The sequence below is a fragment of the Agrobacterium sp. DSM 25558 genome (assembly GCF_900100825.1).
GTDB lineage: Bacteria > Pseudomonadota > Alphaproteobacteria > Rhizobiales > Rhizobiaceae > Agrobacterium.
Map to the genome: position 1 here is coordinate 19,569 of NZ_FMUD01000008.1, position 16,390 is coordinate 35,958.

Annotated in this window: 12 protein-coding genes; 6 read left to right on the plus strand and 6 right to left on the minus strand. The window is 55.3% G+C overall.

The window, feature by feature from the left end; translation table 11 throughout:
- Positions 1-22: 22 nt before the first annotated feature.
- Positions 23-643: a L,D-transpeptidase gene (locus tag DSM25558_RS08925; protein WP_077103914.1), complete on the minus strand. Its 621-nt coding sequence runs from the start codon at positions 641-643 to the stop codon at positions 23-25.
- 372 nt (positions 644-1,015) lie between these two features.
- On the opposite strand from DSM25558_RS08925, the gene DSM25558_RS08930 reads away from it, so the two are divergent.
- The 4 genes from DSM25558_RS08930 to DSM25558_RS08945 all read left to right on the plus strand — a co-directional run bounded on the left by DSM25558_RS08930 (position 1,016) and on the right by DSM25558_RS08945 (position 8,906).
- A complete protein-coding gene (locus DSM25558_RS08930; protein WP_077103916.1) occupies positions 1,016-2,425 on the plus strand; it encodes a circularly permuted type 2 ATP-grasp protein in 1,410 nt (469 codons plus the stop codon).
- A gap of 3 nt (positions 2,426-2,428) precedes the next feature.
- Positions 2,429-3,370, plus strand: coding sequence for an alpha-E domain-containing protein (locus DSM25558_RS08935; RefSeq protein ID WP_077103918.1), 942 nt, complete (start codon positions 2,429-2,431; stop codon positions 3,368-3,370).
- 30 nt (positions 3,371-3,400) lie between these two features.
- Positions 3,401-4,216 carry a transglutaminase family protein gene (locus DSM25558_RS08940; protein WP_077103920.1) on the plus strand — a complete coding sequence of 272 codons (816 nt, stop codon included), beginning with the start codon at positions 3,401-3,403 and terminating at the stop codon, positions 4,214-4,216.
- A gap of 853 nt (positions 4,217-5,069) precedes the next feature.
- Entirely contained in the window at positions 5,070-8,906 is a 3,837-nt protein-coding gene (locus tag DSM25558_RS08945) for a beta strand repeat-containing protein (protein WP_143240054.1), read from the plus strand.
- A 503-nt stretch (positions 8,907-9,409) separates the two neighbouring features.
- Here the strand turns inward: DSM25558_RS08945 and araD1 are convergent.
- From araD1 to chvE, 4 genes are all read right to left on the minus strand, one after another.
- Entirely contained in the window at positions 9,410-10,405 is a 996-nt protein-coding gene (gene araD1 / locus DSM25558_RS08950) for an AraD1 family protein (RefSeq protein WP_077103924.1), read from the minus strand.
- A 98-nt stretch (positions 10,406-10,503) separates the two neighbouring features.
- Positions 10,504-11,700 carry a multiple monosaccharide ABC transporter permease gene (mmsB, locus tag DSM25558_RS08955; protein ID WP_077103926.1) on the minus strand — a complete coding sequence of 399 codons (1,197 nt, stop codon included), beginning with the start codon at positions 11,698-11,700 and terminating at the stop codon, positions 10,504-10,506.
- A complete protein-coding gene (gene gguA / locus DSM25558_RS08960; protein ID WP_077103928.1) occupies positions 11,700-13,235 on the minus strand; it encodes a sugar ABC transporter ATP-binding protein GguA in 1,536 nt (511 codons plus the stop codon). The genes mmsB and gguA overlap by 1 nt, the downstream gene beginning before the upstream one ends.
- 88 nt (positions 13,236-13,323) lie before the next feature.
- Complete coding sequence (gene chvE / locus DSM25558_RS08965) at positions 13,324-14,388, minus strand: sugar ABC transporter substrate-binding protein ChvE (RefSeq protein ID WP_077103930.1); 1,065 nt, start codon at positions 14,386-14,388, stop codon at positions 13,324-13,326.
- A gap of 263 nt (positions 14,389-14,651) precedes the next feature.
- Between chvE and DSM25558_RS08970 the strand changes: the two genes are divergently transcribed.
- Positions 14,652-15,644 (plus strand): LysR family transcriptional regulator, encoded by a 993-nt coding sequence (locus DSM25558_RS08970; RefSeq protein WP_143240055.1) that lies wholly within the window; start codon positions 14,652-14,654, stop codon positions 15,642-15,644.
- A 60-nt stretch (positions 15,645-15,704) separates the two neighbouring features.
- The gene (locus DSM25558_RS08975; protein ID WP_077103934.1) at positions 15,705-16,154 is read left to right on the plus strand and encodes a hypothetical protein; all 450 of its coding nucleotides are present in this window, start codon (positions 15,705-15,707) and stop codon (positions 16,152-16,154) included.
- Here the strand turns inward: DSM25558_RS08975 and DSM25558_RS08980 are convergent, their stop codons facing one another.
- Complete coding sequence (locus DSM25558_RS08980; protein ID WP_077103936.1) at positions 16,155-16,385, minus strand: hypothetical protein; 231 nt, start codon at positions 16,383-16,385, stop codon at positions 16,155-16,157. It lies immediately after the preceding gene.
- Between the last annotated feature and the right edge of the window lie 5 nt (positions 16,386-16,390).

Sequence of the window (16,390 nt, forward strand, 5' to 3'; positions counted from 1 at the left end):
GATCGCGGCGTTAATAAGGTCTTCAGGCCTGCAGAACAACCACGCGCGAACCGACCGGTACGCGCTGGTACAGATCGATGATGTCGTGGTTCAGCATGCGAATGCAGCCGCTGGACATGGCATGACCGATAGACTGCGGCTGGTTAGTACCATGCAGCCGGAACATCGTATCGCCGCCATCGCGGTAGAGATACAGCGCGCGTGCACCCAGCGGGTTGTTTGGACCACCTGGCATGCCGCCTGCATATTTGCGGTTACGATCCGGCTCGCGACGGATCATGTTCGGCGTTGGCGTCCAGCTCGGCCATTCGGCCTTGCGACCAATATATGCGTTTCCGCGCAGCGCCAGTCCCTGACGGCCAACACCGACACCATAACGCATGGCCCGACCGTCACCCATGACGTAATAGAGGCGACGCGCCGGCGTATCGACAACCACCGTTCCGGCTGGATATGTGGTTTGATAGGCGACTTCCTGGCGGCGCAGTTCCGGGTCGATCTTATCCAGAGGCATCGCCTTCAGCGGAAACTTCTCATCCGGCACGGCGGCGTAGTTTTGCTTTTGCTGAACGAAATTGGTGCTGGCGCAACCTGCAAGAAGAAGCGGTAGTCCAAACAGGACCCCACGGCGCGAAATAGACATATTACCCCCGGTCGATGAATCTCTCTGTTACCAAGGAGTATAATTTTATGGTTAACAAACCTCTAATTGCGGCCGCGACAATTAACCAAGTATAGGCACGAGCACACCAAGCAACCGCGGACGGACGAGATGAGAGAGCCTCAAATTTAGGCAGAAAATTCGCTGACGGTCTTTGCAAATCGGCACGGCACCGAGCGCGGCGAAGGAACCCTTTGCCACTGCGCCGCATTTTACGTCACAAAAGGCGAAACTGCTTATTTTTTGCATATTTAGCAAAGCCTCAGGTGGCAAAAAATCTCGGTCCAGACAGCTCATGGTTCTTGCATTGCTGTCGTCGTTGTATTCAAATGGGCAAAAATGGGGAACATAAAGTTGGCATTTGACGAAATGATTGATGCGGACTCCACTCCGCGAAGCCCATATAAAACCTACAATGACTGGTACAGCCGTCAGGACAGATCGCATCTGATCCAGAAGTCCCGGGACGCTGAAAACATCTTTCGAAAAACCGGCATCACTTTTGCCGTTTACGGCCACGCCGATAGCGCCGAAAAGCTCATCCCCTTCGATATCATTCCCCGCATCATCTCCGCCAGAGAATGGCGCAAACTGGCGCTGGGCATCGAACAGCGGGTTTTGGCGCTCAACGCCTTTCTGGATGATATCTACCACAAGCAGGAAATCATCCGCGCCGGACGCATTCCCCGCGAACTGATCGAGCGGAACGAAGCGTTTCTGCCAGAAATGATCGGCTTCAAGCCACCCGGCGGTGTCTACACGCACATTGTCGGCACAGACATCGTCCGCACCGGCGAAGACCAGTTCTACGTTCTCGAGGACAATGCCCGCACACCATCCGGTGTCAGCTACATGCTGGAAAACCGCGAAACGATGATGCAGATGTTCCCGGAACTGTTTCACGAGAACAAGGTGCGCAGGGTCGAGGATTATCCCTATCAGCTTCGCCAGTCGCTGGCTTCGCTCGCGCCTCCAGGCTGCAAAGGCAAACCACGCGTTGCTGTCCTGACCCCTGGCATCCATAACTCGGCCTATTACGAACACTCTTTCCTTGCTGATATGATGGGTGTCGAACTCGTGGAGGGTTCCGACCTGCGCGTCATGGACGGCAAGGTCAAGATGCGCACGACGCGCGGCTATGAGGCCATCGACGTGCTCTATCGCCGCGTGGATGACGACTTCCTCGATCCCCTCACCTTCCGGCCTGACTCCGCGCTGGGCGTCCCCGGTATCATGGACGTTTACCGCGCAGGCAACATCACCATCGCCAATGCGCCAGGCACCGGCATATCCGATGACAAGGCGATCTATTCCTACATGCCTGAAATCGTCGAGTTCTATACCGGCCGCAAGCCACTGCTCGAAAATGTGCCGACATGGCGGTGCTCGGAGCCGGATAGTCTGAAATATGTTTTGGACAATCTCGCGGATCTGGTCGTGAAGGAAGTTCACGGTTCTGGCGGCTACGGCATGCTGGTCGGCCCGACGGCGTCCAAAAAAGAGCGGGCGTTGTTTGCCGACAAGCTTCGCTCTCGCCCGTCCAACTACATCGCTCAGCCCACGCTTTCACTTTCCACAGTGCCTATCATGGTGAAAAACGGCATCGCGCCGCGCCACGTCGATCTTCGTCCCTATGTTCTGGTCTCAGACAAGGTGAAGATCATTCCTGGCGGACTGACACGCGTTGCGCTCAAGCAGGGATCACTGGTGGTGAATTCCAGCCAGGGCGGCGGCACCAAGGATACCTGGGTACTGGAGGACTAAGCCATGCTGGGAAGAACGGCGAACGGACTCTACTGGATGTTCCGCTACATCGAGCGTGCGGAAAACATTGCAAGACTGGTGGATGCGGGCATGCGTGTCTCGTTGACCAGAAGTGGCGGTGGCGATGAGGACTGGGACGGCGTGCTGCAAAGCGCCGGTGCCCACGAGGAGTTTCTCGAACACCACGAAAAAGTCACGTCGGCAGATGCCATCGACTATATGCTTCGGGATAAATCAAATCCGTCGAGCGTCATGTCCTGCATCGAATTCGGCAGAAACAATGCCCGCATGGTGCGCACGGCACTGACGCGCGAAACCTGGGAAGCGACCAACGAATTCTGGATCGAACTCAAGAATCTTCTTGGTCGCAAAGTAAAGGCGGCAGAGTTACCGCAAGTCATCGATGTCATTAAGCACAGAGCAGGTCTTGTCCGGGGCGCGTTTCATGGGTCGATGCTGCGCAACGATCTCTATAACTTCTCGCGCATCGGCACATTCATCGAACGTGCTGACAACACCGCGCGCATTCTGGATGTGAAATACTACGTGCTTCTACCGGCCGCTGCGCAAGTGGGTTCGTCGCTGGATAATGCGCAGTGGGAATCCATTCTGCGCTCTGTTTCTGCACACCGCTCCTATGGCTGGGTTTATGACGCCGAGTATAAACCTGCCAATATCGCCGACTTCCTGATATTGAATGGAAGAATGCCACGATCCCTTGCCTATTGTTACGAGAAGATCGTCAGCAACCTGAAACATCTTGCCGATGACTATGAAGAGAGACACAAGGCGCATGACACGGCGGAAGCCATTCAGGCGACGTTGCAGAAAACAACGATAAACCGCGTGATGGATCAAGGCTTGCACGAGTTTCTCGAGCTGTTCGTCAACAAAAACGCGCAATTGGGACAGGAAATTACGGATGGCTACCGCTTCTACCAGTAGTAAGCGGGGAACGTAATACGGGGACATGGCATGCGTTTAAAGATCAATCACACGACCGAATATCTCTATGATGAGCCGGTCCCCTATTCGCTGCAACGCCTGCGGCTGACGCCCGCGAGTGGGCCGACGCAGACGGTGTTGAACTGGGACGTGACGGTCGACGGTGCAAAGCTCGAGGTTCGCTATGACGACCACTTCGGCAACCGGGTAGAACTGGTGGAAACCGAAGGTCCTCGTAGCGCTGTCAAGGTGATTGCACGCGGTGAAGTCGAGACGATCGACAAGGCGGGCGTGTTCGGCACCCATATTGGCAATGCACCACTTTGGCTTTTCATGCGTGAAACGCCCCTTACCAAAACAGGCAAGCTCATTCGAGATCTCGCACGCCAATCCATGGGTGACACGCCACTGGAGCGCCTGCACGAGTTGATGGCTCTCATCCATCTCGAAGTAGAGTATGAAACCGGATCAACGGGAACGGAAACAACAGCGGAAGAGGCCTTGGAAGCCGGCAAAGGCGTTTGCCAGGACCATACCCACATCTTCATTTCCGCTGCCCGCCACATGGGTCTACCGGCGCGCTATGTCTCCGGCTATCTGATGATGGAAGATGTGGCGGAGCAGATTGCCACACATGCATGGGCGGAAGCCCACGTTCCAGGCCTGGGTTGGGTCGGCTTTGATGCCGCGAATAAGCTGTGCCCCGACGAACGCTACGTCCGTATTGCCAGCGGTCTCAGCTATCGCGATTGCGCTCCGGTCTCCGGCATGCGCGTCGGGCTCTCAGGAGAAAGCCTGACAGTGTCCGTAACCGTGCAGCAATCTCAAAGCCAAAATCAGTCTTAAGAGCAGTCCGCATACCGCATGGAGCTACGGTATCTCATCCAGAGTCCGAGCTTGCTTGTATCGATAAAGGCTTGTCGGCGCTTTGCCGGACACCTTTGCTGCGACCTCTATCCAGAGCGTTATTTTTTAAAAATCCTTTTATACGGAATTATTCTCAAAATATACTAGGATGGCAAAAGGGAAACCGACAGTTGGACGTCATCTTCGCCTAAAATCCACAACCGGAAATATTTTTTGTTTGGTAAAATCCTGTTAGAACGTTCTCATGCCAAAAAAAGTCGCCATCTATGCGATAGGAGCCAATTTCTATTTTATAGCCAACTAAAAGACGCCGATACTCTTGAATCTTCGATAGCGAGATTTGGAATTCCTACTTTGTGACGCAAATTCTGGTATCCGTTAAGAATATTTGGCACATTTAGACTCCATATCGACTTCGGAGACACATAAGTAGCGCAACCGCGTTAACCAATATTTCACACTTTTTGAACGATAGTGACGCCGGTCATATGAGGTATTCGTTGACGCACTATATTGGTGCGGCACGTGTTCCAAAAGCGTCGCCCATAAAGCGAAGCTCTAATGTCTGATGGCGTAGGGATCAGAACCCCATAAGAGTTCTGTACGCATGATGCCCTTCCAAGCGCCGGCTCACACGAGCCATGTTCTGCTTAATCTTGCTATTGTCCAGAACGGACTCTCACTCGATCGACGCAACCGTCGAGCGGCTGAGACACTTTGTCAGTTCGCGCAAAAGCGCATCCGGGGGATCGGATGCGGCCTTATGGCTGCGCGGCGCGAGATTGACACGGTGGGTGGCGCTTTGGCCAGTTATCAACGGGGGCACGTGTCCATGACTTCGATTATCTCTTCACTTTCTGTCAAACAGATTTCAAACCTTACGACCAACACCATCGCTAACTTAAAGTCTGACGACGTCGCAGCTTTGAGCGCCAAGCAGGTCGCTTCTTTGTCGTCGGCGCAGATCGGCGCATTCAGCAGCGACACGATCAGTTCATTCACCACTGCCTCGATCTCTGCTATCTCAGCCAAAGCCATCGTCGGCCTGAACGTCGATCAGCTTGGTGCCATCGGTTCGGAGCAGGTTTCCGTCCTTTCGGCTACCCAGATCGTCGCGCTTTACTCAAGCCAATTCGAAGCTCTCTCGTCCGAGAACATTGAGGCCCTGACCAGCTCCCAGGTTGCAGCGCTGACAGCCGCTCAGGTTGCGACACTCTCCTCTGACGAACTCAACAGCTTCTCCACCGGCGAAATCGCTTCTCTCAGCGCCAAGACGCTTACAAGCCTGACGACGTCAGCACTGGCTGGCCTGAACACGGATAAACTCGTCGCACTCACCGCCACGCAGGTTGCAGCGCTGTCGAATGCCCAGGTCGCATCCATCACGTCGGACCAGATCACGGCACTCACATCCACACAGCTGAGCTCTCTGACCGCAAAGCAGATCGTTTCTGTTACGACGGAAGCTCTGGCAGGTCTGCAGTCCACACAGGTCGGTTCACTGAAGACCGCACAGATCGCTGCCCTGACCTCCACCCAGCTCAGCGCTCTCGACACCGATAAAATCGAAGCCCTGACAAGCTCGCAGGTCGCCGCTTTGACGGCAGCGCAGGTCAGCTCTCTCGACAGCGATGAAATCAACCGCTTCGCCTCGGAAGACATTGCCGCCCTCAGCGTTGCTGCCCTTACAGGCTTGACCACAACTGCTCTTGCAGGCCTTGGCACCGATAAGGTTGTCGCACTGACAGCTGGACAGGTTTCCAAGCTCAGCACGGCCCAGGTTGCTTCCATCACATCCGATCAGCTCGGCGTACTGACAAGCGGTCAGATCGCTGGTTTGACGGCTGTACAGGTCAAGGCAATCACAACCCAGGCCCTGACTGGCTTGCAGAGCACGCAGGTTGGTTCTCTGTCTGCTACGCAGGTTGGCGCCCTCACTGTTGACCAGTTGTCGACCTTCAACTCCGACAACGTGGAAGCGCTGACACAGGTACAGGTTGGTGCACTGAGCGCCGCTCAGGTTGCGACACTCTCCTCTGACGAACTCAACAGCTTCTCCACCGGCGAAATCGCAGCTCTTAACGTCAAGTCCCTCACAAGCCTGACGACAGGAGCACTGGCCGGTCTGAGCACGGATAAGCTCGTCGCACTCACAGCCACGCAGGTTGCAGCGCTGTCGAACGCTCAGGTTGCATCCATTACTTCGGATCAGGTCACGGCACTCACATCCACGCAGCTCAGCTCTCTCACTGCAAAGCAAATCGTTTCTGTCACGACAGAAGCTCTGGCAGGTCTGCAGTCCACACAGGTCGGCTCGCTGAAGAATGTCCAGATCGCTGCTCTGACCACTGCGCAGCTCGCAAGTCTCGACTCCGACAAGATCGAAGCCCTGACAAGCTCACAGGTTAGCGCGCTGACCGCGGCACAGGTCGGTACTCTCGACAGCGCTGAACTCAACCTCTTCGCGTCGGACGAAATCGCTGCTCTGAGCGTCGCTGCCCTTACAGGCTTGACCACAACTGCTCTCGCAGGCCTTGGCACCGATAAGGTTGTCGCACTGACAGCTGGACAGGTTTCCAAGCTCAACACGGCCCAGGTTTCCTCCATCACGTCCGATCAGCTCGGCGTACTGACAAGCGGTCAGATCGCTGGTTTGACCGCTCTACAGGTCAAGGCAATCACAACCCAGGCCCTGACCGGCTTGCAGAGCACGCAGGTTGGTTCTTTGTCAGCTTCGCAGGTCTCCGCACTTACCGTTGATCAGTTGTCAAGCTTGAGCTCCGACAACATCGAGGCTCTCAGCAGCTCGCATGTCGCAGCCCTGAGCGCCGCTCAGATTGCAACATTGTCATCTGACGAACTCAACAGCTTCTCCACCGGTGAAATCGCAGCTCTCAATGTCAAGGCACTGACCGGCCTGACGACAGGAGCACTGGCTGGCCTGAGCACGGATAAACTCGTCGCCCTCACCGCCACGCAAGTTGCAGCGCTGTCGAATGCCCAGGTTGCGTCCATCACTTCGGACCAAGTTACGGCACTCACATCCACGCAGCTGGGCGCTCTCACTGCAAAGCAGATCGTGTCTGTCACAACCGACGCTCTCGTAGGTCTGCAGTCTACTCAGGTGGGCTCGCTGAAAAATGCTCAGATCACTGCTCTGACCACCGCACAGCTCGCAAGCTTCGACACTGACAAAATCCAGGCTCTGACCAGCTCGCAGGTTAGCGCTTTGACGGCGGCACAGGTCGGCACTCTCGACAGCGCTGAACTCAACCTCTTCTCGACCGACGAGATCGCTGCGCTGAGCGTAGTTGCCCTCACAGGCTTGACCACAACTGCTCTTTCAGGCCTTGAGACAGATAAGGTTGCTGCACTGACAGCTGGACAGGTTTCCAAGCTCAACACGGCACAGGTTTCTTCCATTACGTCCGACCAGCTCGGCGTATTGACAAGCGGTCAGATCGCTGGGTTGACGGCTCTACAGGTCAAGGCAATCACAACCCAGGCCCTGACCGGCTTGCAGAGCACGCAGGTTGGTTCTCTGTCTGCTGTGCAGGTTGGTGCACTCAGCGCCGATCAGTTGGCGACCTTCAACAGCGACAATATCGAAGCGCTGACGCAGGTACAGGTTGGTGCGCTGAGCGCCGCTCAGGTTGCGACACTCTCCTCTGACGAACTCAACAGCTTCTCTACCGGCGAAATCGCAGCTCTCAACGTCAAGTCCCTCTCAAGTCTGACAACGGGAGCACTAGCCGGTCTGAGCACGGATAAGCTTGTCGCCCTCACCGCCTCGCAGGTTCAGGCGCTGTCTACTCTACAGGTTGGATCGGTCACCTCGGACCAGCTTATGGCGCTCACCACAACCCAGATCGCTTCGTTGACCGCTGGTCAAATCGGGGCTCTGACAACCGAGATGCTGAAGGGTCTGCAAAGCAACCAGGTCGAAGCTCTCAGCAACAAGCAGCTGACGGCACTGACCACTGCACAGTTGGCAGCATTCAGCTCCGACAACATCATCGCTCTGACCACGTCTCAGGTCGGTGCGCTGAGCGCAGCACAGGTCGCGACCTTCGATAAGGACGAACTTAACAGCTTCGCAACTGGAGAGATTGCCGCACTGAGCGCAGCAGCCCTTTCCGGCTTGACGACAGCAGCACTTGCTGGTCTGGAAACCGATAAGGTTGTCGCTTTGACAGCTGGACAGCTTTCCAAGCTCAACACGGCCCAGGTTGCTTCCCTAACCTCCGATCAGCTCGGCGTACTGACGACGACTCAGATCGCTGGATTGTCTGCTCTACAGGTAAAGGCAATCACAACCGAAGCCCTGTCGACATTGACAAGCAATCAGGTTGTTGGACTGTCCGCAGTACAAGTTGGAGCACTTACCGCCGGTCAGCTGGCGACCTTCAACTCTGACAACATCGCTGCACTGACGGAAACGCAAGTGAAGGCGCTGAACTCTGCACAGGTCGCAACATTGAGCAGTGATGAACTCAACAGCTTCACCACAGCTGAAATCGCTGCACTGAGCGTCGGTTCGCTTGCTGGATTGACGACAGATGCAATCGTCGGACTGGCAGACACCTCTCTCGGCAGCTTAACCAACCCGCAGATAGAATCTCTCAACCAGGCACAGGTAGCAGCTCTCTTCGAGGCCCAAAACAACTAATACCGTCTCAATACTCATCGAAATTGAACGGCGCGACTTAGGTCGCGCCGTTTTAGTTCGTGCCTGCAAGTGGATGTCTACCCGCTCTCCCAAACAATATGAGGTTCGCGATCTTCGCGTCATAAAGCAAAGTATTTCGTGCGAGACACATTCAGAATGACGAGCAATGATCTCGGTTCCAGCTATCGCCCTTCGATGATCTCTACTCACCTGACGAAAATCTGGCTCAGAACGATGCAACGATCAAATCCGCAAAAAGGCGCAAGCTTACAGCAAGTCTGGAAACAGCTTTTTATAGGAAGACGGCGGTGAACAATTGGAAATCTAACCGCACGTCAAACCCACACGCATGATACGTCTGCCGCAAAACTTCAATTTCCAGAAAGCCAAAAGTCATTCCGTGGCAGTGGAGAGGCGCATCCGAGTGGCGTCGAACCTGCCTTACAGCAAAAAGCCCCAAACCGCGAGGTTAGGGGCTGATTGATCTGTATCGGAAATTGAACTTAAAGCTGATGGATCACAACTGGTTCTTCCATCTCAACCCGCAGCGCATTGCGCAACGGCAGGCCGAAACCGGTCGCTTCGATTTCGAACACATCGCCTGCTTCCGGTTTCACACCGTCAGCGAAAGACAGCGTGGCCGTGCCGAACATGTGCACGTGCACTTCGCCAGCTGCGCGGAACAGGCCATATTTGAAGTGGTGATATTCCAGGTTGGCGAAGGTGTGGGACATGTTGTCTTCACCCGACAGGAACGGCTTTTCAAAAATCACCTTTCCATCGCGCAAGATACGTGAGGTTCCGCGAATATCCGATGGCGGTGCGCCTACGCGGATTTCCGGGCCGAAGCTGGCTGGGCGCAGCTTGGAATGCGCGAGATAAAGATAGTTGATCCGCTCGGTGACGTGGTCGGAAAACTCGTTGGAGACAGCAAACCCGATGCGGAACGGCTCGCCCTTGTCCGATATCACGTAGATACCAGCCATCTCCGGCTCTTCACCGCCATCGAGCGCGAAGGATGGCGAAACAAGTGCCGCGCCGGGCGATGTCGCCACATTACCATTGCCCTTGTAGAACCACTCGGGCTGAACGCCCTTCTCACCAGCCTTCGGCTTACCGTTCTCAAGACCCATCTTGAACATCTTCATGGAGTCCGTGAGGCTCTCGTCGGATGATTCACTGGTCTTCTTGTGCATGCTGTCACGCGTGGCAGCCGAACCAAGGTGGGTCAGGCCTGTGCCCGTCAGATGCAGATGCGCGGGATCCGGATGGGTAATCGGCGGCAGGAACCGGCCTTCCGCATACGCTTCTTCGAGATCGACAGCATCGCCATAGCCGCGCGCGGCAACGACATCGGCCAGCGACTTTCCGCCATTGGCGGCTTCCAGGGCGAGTGCATAAACGGAGCCTGCATTGTTGACGGCACGCGCTTGCCCACCCTCTTCACGAACGGCGACGATGATATTTCCGCTCGCATCCTTGATCTGAGAAATCAGCACGGTAGTTCCTTTCAAAGACGTTATGACGCCTGCATCTCATGGAAGTGGCCGGAAACCGGCCACTCATGTCGTTCAATCTGTGGTAAACCGATCTTCGATCAGCCCTTGTTCTTGTTGTAAACGTCGAAGAACACGGCAGCCAAAAGCACGAGGCCCTTGACCATCTGCTGGAAGTCGATGCCGAGGCCGACAATCGACATACCATTGTTCATGACGCCCATGATGAAGGCACCGATGACTGCACCGGTGATCTTGCCAACGCCGCCGGAGGCCGAAGCACCGCCGATAAAGCAGGCCGCGATCACGTCCAGTTCGAAGCCCGCACCCGCCTTTGGCGTTGCCGAGTTCAAGCGTGTGGCGATGATCATACCGGCGAGACCGGCGAGAACGCCCATGTTCACGAAGGTCAGGAAGCTGAGGCGCTCGGTGTTGATACCGGAAAGCTTGGTCGCCTTTTCATTGCCACCCATCGCGTAGATGCGGCGGCCGATTGTCGTACGGCGTGTGACAAAGCTGTAAACGGCAATCAGAACCAGCATCACGATCAGCACGTTCGGCAGACCACGATATGTCGACAGCTGATAGCCGAGGAACAGGATCGCAGCAGCGATCAAAACGTTTTGAACCAGGAAGAAACCAAATGGCTCGACATCGATGCCGTGGCGCACATTGACCTGACGGCGACGAAGGCCGAGCACGAACAACGCAATCGTAATTGCAAGCGTAAGAACCATCGAGGTCGTGTTGAAGCCTTCGATACCGCCGATGTCTGGCAGGAAGCCTGTGCTGACCACCTGAAAATCGATCGGGAACGGGCCGATGTTCTTGCCGCCCAGAACGAACAGTGTCAGTCCGCGGAACACGAGCATGCCAGCAAGCGTCACGATGAAAGACGGAATTCGGTGATAGGCAATCCAATAGCCCTGCGCTGCGCCGATCAAACCGCCAACGCCAAGGCAGATCAACGCCGCCAGAAGAGGGTTCATTCCCCATTGCACAGTCAAAATGGCCGCAACCGCGCCGACAAAGGCAACGATGGAGCCGACCGAAAGGTCGATATGGCCCGCGACGATGACCAGCAACATGCCGAGCGACATGATGACGATGAACGAGTTCTGCAGGATCAGGTTCGTCAGGTTAACCGGGCGGAATAGGATGCCACCGGTGTAAAACTGGAAGAAAACCATGATGGCGACGAGCGCAATCAGCATGCCGTATTCCCGGATATTGGACCGGATATACGAGCCGACTGAGATGACGTTGCTTTCTTCGGTGGATGTGTTGGCCGAACTCATCAGTTCTTCTCCCCTGAGCGCATGATAGCGCGCATGATACTTTCCTGGCTCGCCTCTCCCTTCGGCAATTCCGCGACAATGCGTCCTTCGTTCATAACGTAGATGCGGTCACAATTGCCGAGCAGTTCAGGCATTTCCGATGAGATCATCAGAACACCTTTTCCTTCGGCGGCGAGCTGGTTGATAATGGTGTAGATTTCATATTTCGCACCGACGTCGATACCGCGCGTCGGTTCGTCCAGAATGAGAACGTCAGGGTTGGAGAACAACCATTTCGACAGCACGACCTTCTGCTGGTTGCCACCGGAAAGGTTGACCGTTTCCTGGAAAATTCCCGACGACCGGATGCGCAGACGCTTGCGAAAATCATTTGCGACCGACATTTCCTTGTGGTCATCGATAACGCTTGCAGACGACACACCAGCCAGATTGGCAAGCGTCGTGTTGTGCAAAATATTATCGTTGAGCACGAGACCCAGATGCTTACGGTCTTCGGTGACGTAAGCGAGACCAGCATCGATGGCTTTGCGAACGGTGCTGACATCCACTGGCTTGCCGTGGATCAGAACGTCGCCGGTGATCTTGTGACCATAGGACTTGCCGAACACGCTCATGGCGAACTCGGTGCGGCCGGCACCCATCAGACCAGCGATACCGACAACCTCGCCCTTGCGGACATTGATGTTGATGTCGTGAAGCATCTGGCGATCACGGTGCTGCTGGTGATAGGCGTTCCAGTTCTTCACTTCCAGAATGGTCTCGCCGATCGGCACGTCGCGTGGCGGATAACGGTCTTCGAGATCGCGGCCCACCATATTGCGGATGATGACGTCTTCGCTGATCTCTTCATTGTGACAGTCGAGCGTCTTCACCGTCATGCCGTCGCGCAGAACGGTGATCTGGTCTGCGACCTTGCGCACTTCGTTCAGCTTGTGCGTGATGATGATGGAGGTCAGGCCCTGCTTGCGGAACTCGATCAGCAGATTGAGAAGTGCTTCCGAATCGCTTTCGTTCAGCGACGCAGTTGGCTCGTCGAGGATGAGCAACTTCACGCTTTTCGACAGCGCCTTGGCGATTTCGACCAGCTGCTGCTTGCCCACACCGATGTCGGTGATCAGCGTTTCCGGCGATTCCTTCAGGCCGACTTTCTTCAAAAGCTCGCGCGTACGATTGAACGTCTGCTGCCAGCTGATGACGCCATTGGTGGCGATCTCGTTTCCGAGGAAAATATTTTCGGCGATCGACAGAAGCGGCACCAGTGCCAGCTCCTGGTGGATGATGATGATGCCGATTTCTTCGCTATCGTTGATAGCTTTGAAATTGCGCAGCTCACCTTCGTAATGAATTTCGCCTTCATAGGTGCCAGCGGGATAAACACCCGAAAGGACCTTCATGAGGGTCGACTTTCCAGCGCCATTTTCGCCAACGAGTGCGTGTATCTCACCTTGGCGAACCTTCAGGTTCACGTTCTCCAGCGCTTTCACGCCCGGGAACGTCTTGGTGATGTTCCGCATTTCGAGGATGGTATTGTCCATGTCAAAATCCAGCGCCGTACAGTCCGGCGTTCTTATGTGGAGAAGCGGGGATGGACATAACGCCCACCCCCGCCACGGTCATATAATCTTACTTGAGCTGATCTTCTTTGTAGTAACCGCCGTCAACGAGAACCTGCTTGTAGTTCTCCTTGGTAACAGCAACTGGCTTCAGCAGGTAGGAAGGAACGACCTTGACGCCATTTTCATAGGTCTTGGTGTCGTTGACTTCAGGCTCTTTGCCCTGCATCGCAGCGTTGACCATGCCAACAGTGACCTTAGCGAGTTCGCGTGTGTCCTTGAAGATCGTGGAATACTGTTCGCCAGCAATGATCGACTTGACGGAAGGAACTTCAGCGTCCTGACCGGAAACGACCGGCAGCGGCTGGTCCTTCGAGCCATAACCTACGCCCTTGAGCGAGGAGATGATGCCGATGGAGATACCATCGTAAGGCGACAGAACGGCATCAACCTTTGCGTCTGTGTAGTAAGCAGACAGAAGGTTGTCCATACGTGCCTGAGCTGTTGCTGGATCCCAACGCAGCGTACCGACCTTGTCCATGCCCATCTGGCCGGACTTCACGACGAGCTTGCCGCTGTCGATGTAAGGCTTGAGAACAGACATTGCGCCATCATAGAAGAAGAAGGCGTTGTTGTCGTCTGGCGAACCGCCGAACAGTTCGATGTTGAATGGACCCTTGCCATCCTTCAGGCCAAGCTTGTCAGCAATCGAAGTCGCCTGCAGAACGCCAACCTGGAAGTTGTCGAACGTGGCGTAGTAGCTGACGTCGCCGCTGTTGCGGATCAGGCGGTCATAAGCGATGACCTTGATGCCCTGCTGGCCAGCCTGCTTGAGAACGTCCGACAGCGTGGTGCCGTCGATGGACGCGATAACCAGGACCTTAACGCCCTTGGTGACCATGTTCTCGATCTGGGACAGCTGATTCGGAATGTCGTCGTCAGCATACTGAAGATCGGTTGTGTAACCGGCTTCCTGAAGCTGCTTGACGATGTTGTTACCATCATCGATCCAGCGTGCGGAGGACTTCGTTGGCATCGCAATGCCGACAGCGCCCTTGTCCTGCGCCCATACAGGCGAAGCAAATGCTGCAGCGCCGATGGCACAGGCTGCAAACAACGAAATGACTGATTTCATAAAACTCTCTCCCTTGAAACCCTTTTAGGCATCATACTCCACGATGCCCCGACAAATTCACGCCCGAGCGTAGGAGTCTAACTTACTCGAACGGATTGCAAACACAATCCGATCTTTCACCGCTCCTCCTCGGCACCGGCGCAAACTGTTCTGAATTCATATAACTGTCAAATACAATATAAGACTTTTCCTATATCATTTTTGATATATTAAATCGATATAATCCCATCAACCATTTTTTAATGCGGCAGAAACGGCACTTTATGGAACGAAATGGAACGAACAGTTTCGAATTTTTGTCGTTAACTGAAGACAACCCCCTGTTGCGCGCAGGGCTGAAAATGTCCCATTTGCGCATGCTTGTGACCATTGAAGAACACGGCCAGGTAAGTTCTGCGGCGGCAGCGCTCAATATGACCCAACCTGCCGCATCGCGCATGTTGTCCGAAATGGAGGCCATTGTTAAGAGCCCCTTATGCCAGCGCGCATCCCGTGGAGTGGTGCTGACGCAATTCGGTGAAGCCCTTGCAAAACGCGCAAAAAAAATTCTCCTCGAGTTGCGAGAAGCCAGCCGCGAACTGGCACAGATGAAATCCGGTAGCGGCGGATCGGTCTTTATCGGCTCGGTAACTGCGCCGGCGATCAGTCTGGTGGTGCCCGCGCTTCGCAAGGCGATGGACACATACCCCGGCATCGAGGTCAATGTGCAGGTTGAGACCAGCAACATTCTGGCCCGCGAGCTGCTCGCCGCCCGCCATGATTTCGTCATCGGCCGCATACCTGACGATATCGACCCCGCCCTCTTCAACGCCCATGAGATCGGCATCGAACGCGCCTGTCTTCTGGTGAGAAAGGACCATCCTCTCCTGCAAGCCGCGCCCGCGCAGCTGGAGGATTTGTCGGAGTACGACTGGGTGTTTCAGCCACCCGGCGCTCTGTTGAGGCGAACAATGGAAGACGTCTTCCTGTCGCAGGGCGTCGCCTTGCCACGCAATATCATCAATACCCCGTCGATCGTCCTGACGCTGGCCATCGTGACGCAAACCAACGCAATAGCGCCGATTGCCTTTGAAATGGCGCAGTTCGTTTCAGGCCAGCACTCGCCGATGGGCGATATCAGAATTCTCCCAACAGAGTTCGAGCTCAACGTCAAACCCTACAGCCTGATCGTCACCAAGGACCGCGCGTTGCCGCCGAGCGCCCAACTGCTCTACGATCTGGTGCTGGAAGAAAGCCTCAACCTGACCTGGACCTGACGACGCAAGCCAGGGGCCACGTTCGTGTGATCGAATCGACAGATCAACAGGAAAGTTTAGATGCTGTTCGGACAGTCCGTTTTTCAGTCAGTGGTGGAACGCCTCGAGCGTGAGGTGGAAGATAACCCACCGGTCGAAGAGACTGCATCCGCCGCCAGCATCAAAAGCTTCAGTGCCAGTCTCGTCTTCGACACCGCGACTCAAGACCCTGCAACGTCCAATCTTCCCCTTGATTCGTATCTCGGCTTTCTGGAAGAGCCATCACTACCGCCAGCCCCTGAACCAGAACAGATGCCAGCCTATCTGGAAAAAACATCACTCAGCGACGTCTCGGACGAACTGGCAATCGGGGAAAAGGACACCGTGGACAGTCTGAGTGAAAAGCGCCGCAGCTTCGCACGCCTCAATCATCCAGATGCGGTCAGTGCACAATTCCGGGATAACGCCAACCGGCGCATGACGGCGGCCAATCTGCTGATCGATCAGGCGATCCGGTTTCTCGAGAGGTAACTACGCTTCGTCAGGTGGGACGGATGCAGGTTCCTCGACCTCTTCCGGCGGTGGCTTGAAGGTGATCAGCAGAACATAGGCGGAATATACGGCGACACCGCCCACGACGGTCGCCCAGAAAATCTCGTGATTGACGAACTCGATGATGGCCCAGCCTGCACAAAACCCGACGATCAGCAGCCTGACCCACAGAGGCCGGTAGATGGGGTGGCTCGTATCGATGATCAGCATATCGT

Coding starts and splice junctions, on each gene's coding strand:
- DSM25558_RS08935 (WP_077103918.1), top strand. CDS start 2,429: ATGCTGGGAAGAACGGCGAACGGACTCTACTGGATGTTCCGCTACATC.
- DSM25558_RS08980 (WP_077103936.1), bottom strand. CDS start 16,385: ATGCTGATCATCGATACGAGCCACCCCATCTACCGGCCTCTGTGGGTC.
- DSM25558_RS08945 (WP_143240054.1), top strand. CDS start 5,070: ATGACTTCGATTATCTCTTCACTTTCTGTCAAACAGATTTCAAACCTT.
- gguA (WP_077103928.1), bottom strand. CDS start 13,235: ATGGACAATACCATCCTCGAAATGCGGAACATCACCAAGACGTTCCCG.
- chvE (WP_077103930.1), bottom strand. CDS start 14,388: ATGAAATCAGTCATTTCGTTGTTTGCAGCCTGTGCCATCGGCGCTGCA.
- DSM25558_RS08940 (WP_077103920.1), top strand. CDS start 3,401: ATGCGTTTAAAGATCAATCACACGACCGAATATCTCTATGATGAGCCG.
- DSM25558_RS08970 (WP_143240055.1), top strand. CDS start 14,652: ATGGAACGAAATGGAACGAACAGTTTCGAATTTTTGTCGTTAACTGAA.
- DSM25558_RS08975 (WP_077103934.1), top strand. CDS start 15,705: ATGCTGTTCGGACAGTCCGTTTTTCAGTCAGTGGTGGAACGCCTCGAG.
- DSM25558_RS08925 (WP_077103914.1), bottom strand. CDS start 643: ATGTCTATTTCGCGCCGTGGGGTCCTGTTTGGACTACCGCTTCTTCTT.
- mmsB (WP_077103926.1), bottom strand. CDS start 11,700: ATGAGTTCGGCCAACACATCCACCGAAGAAAGCAACGTCATCTCAGTC.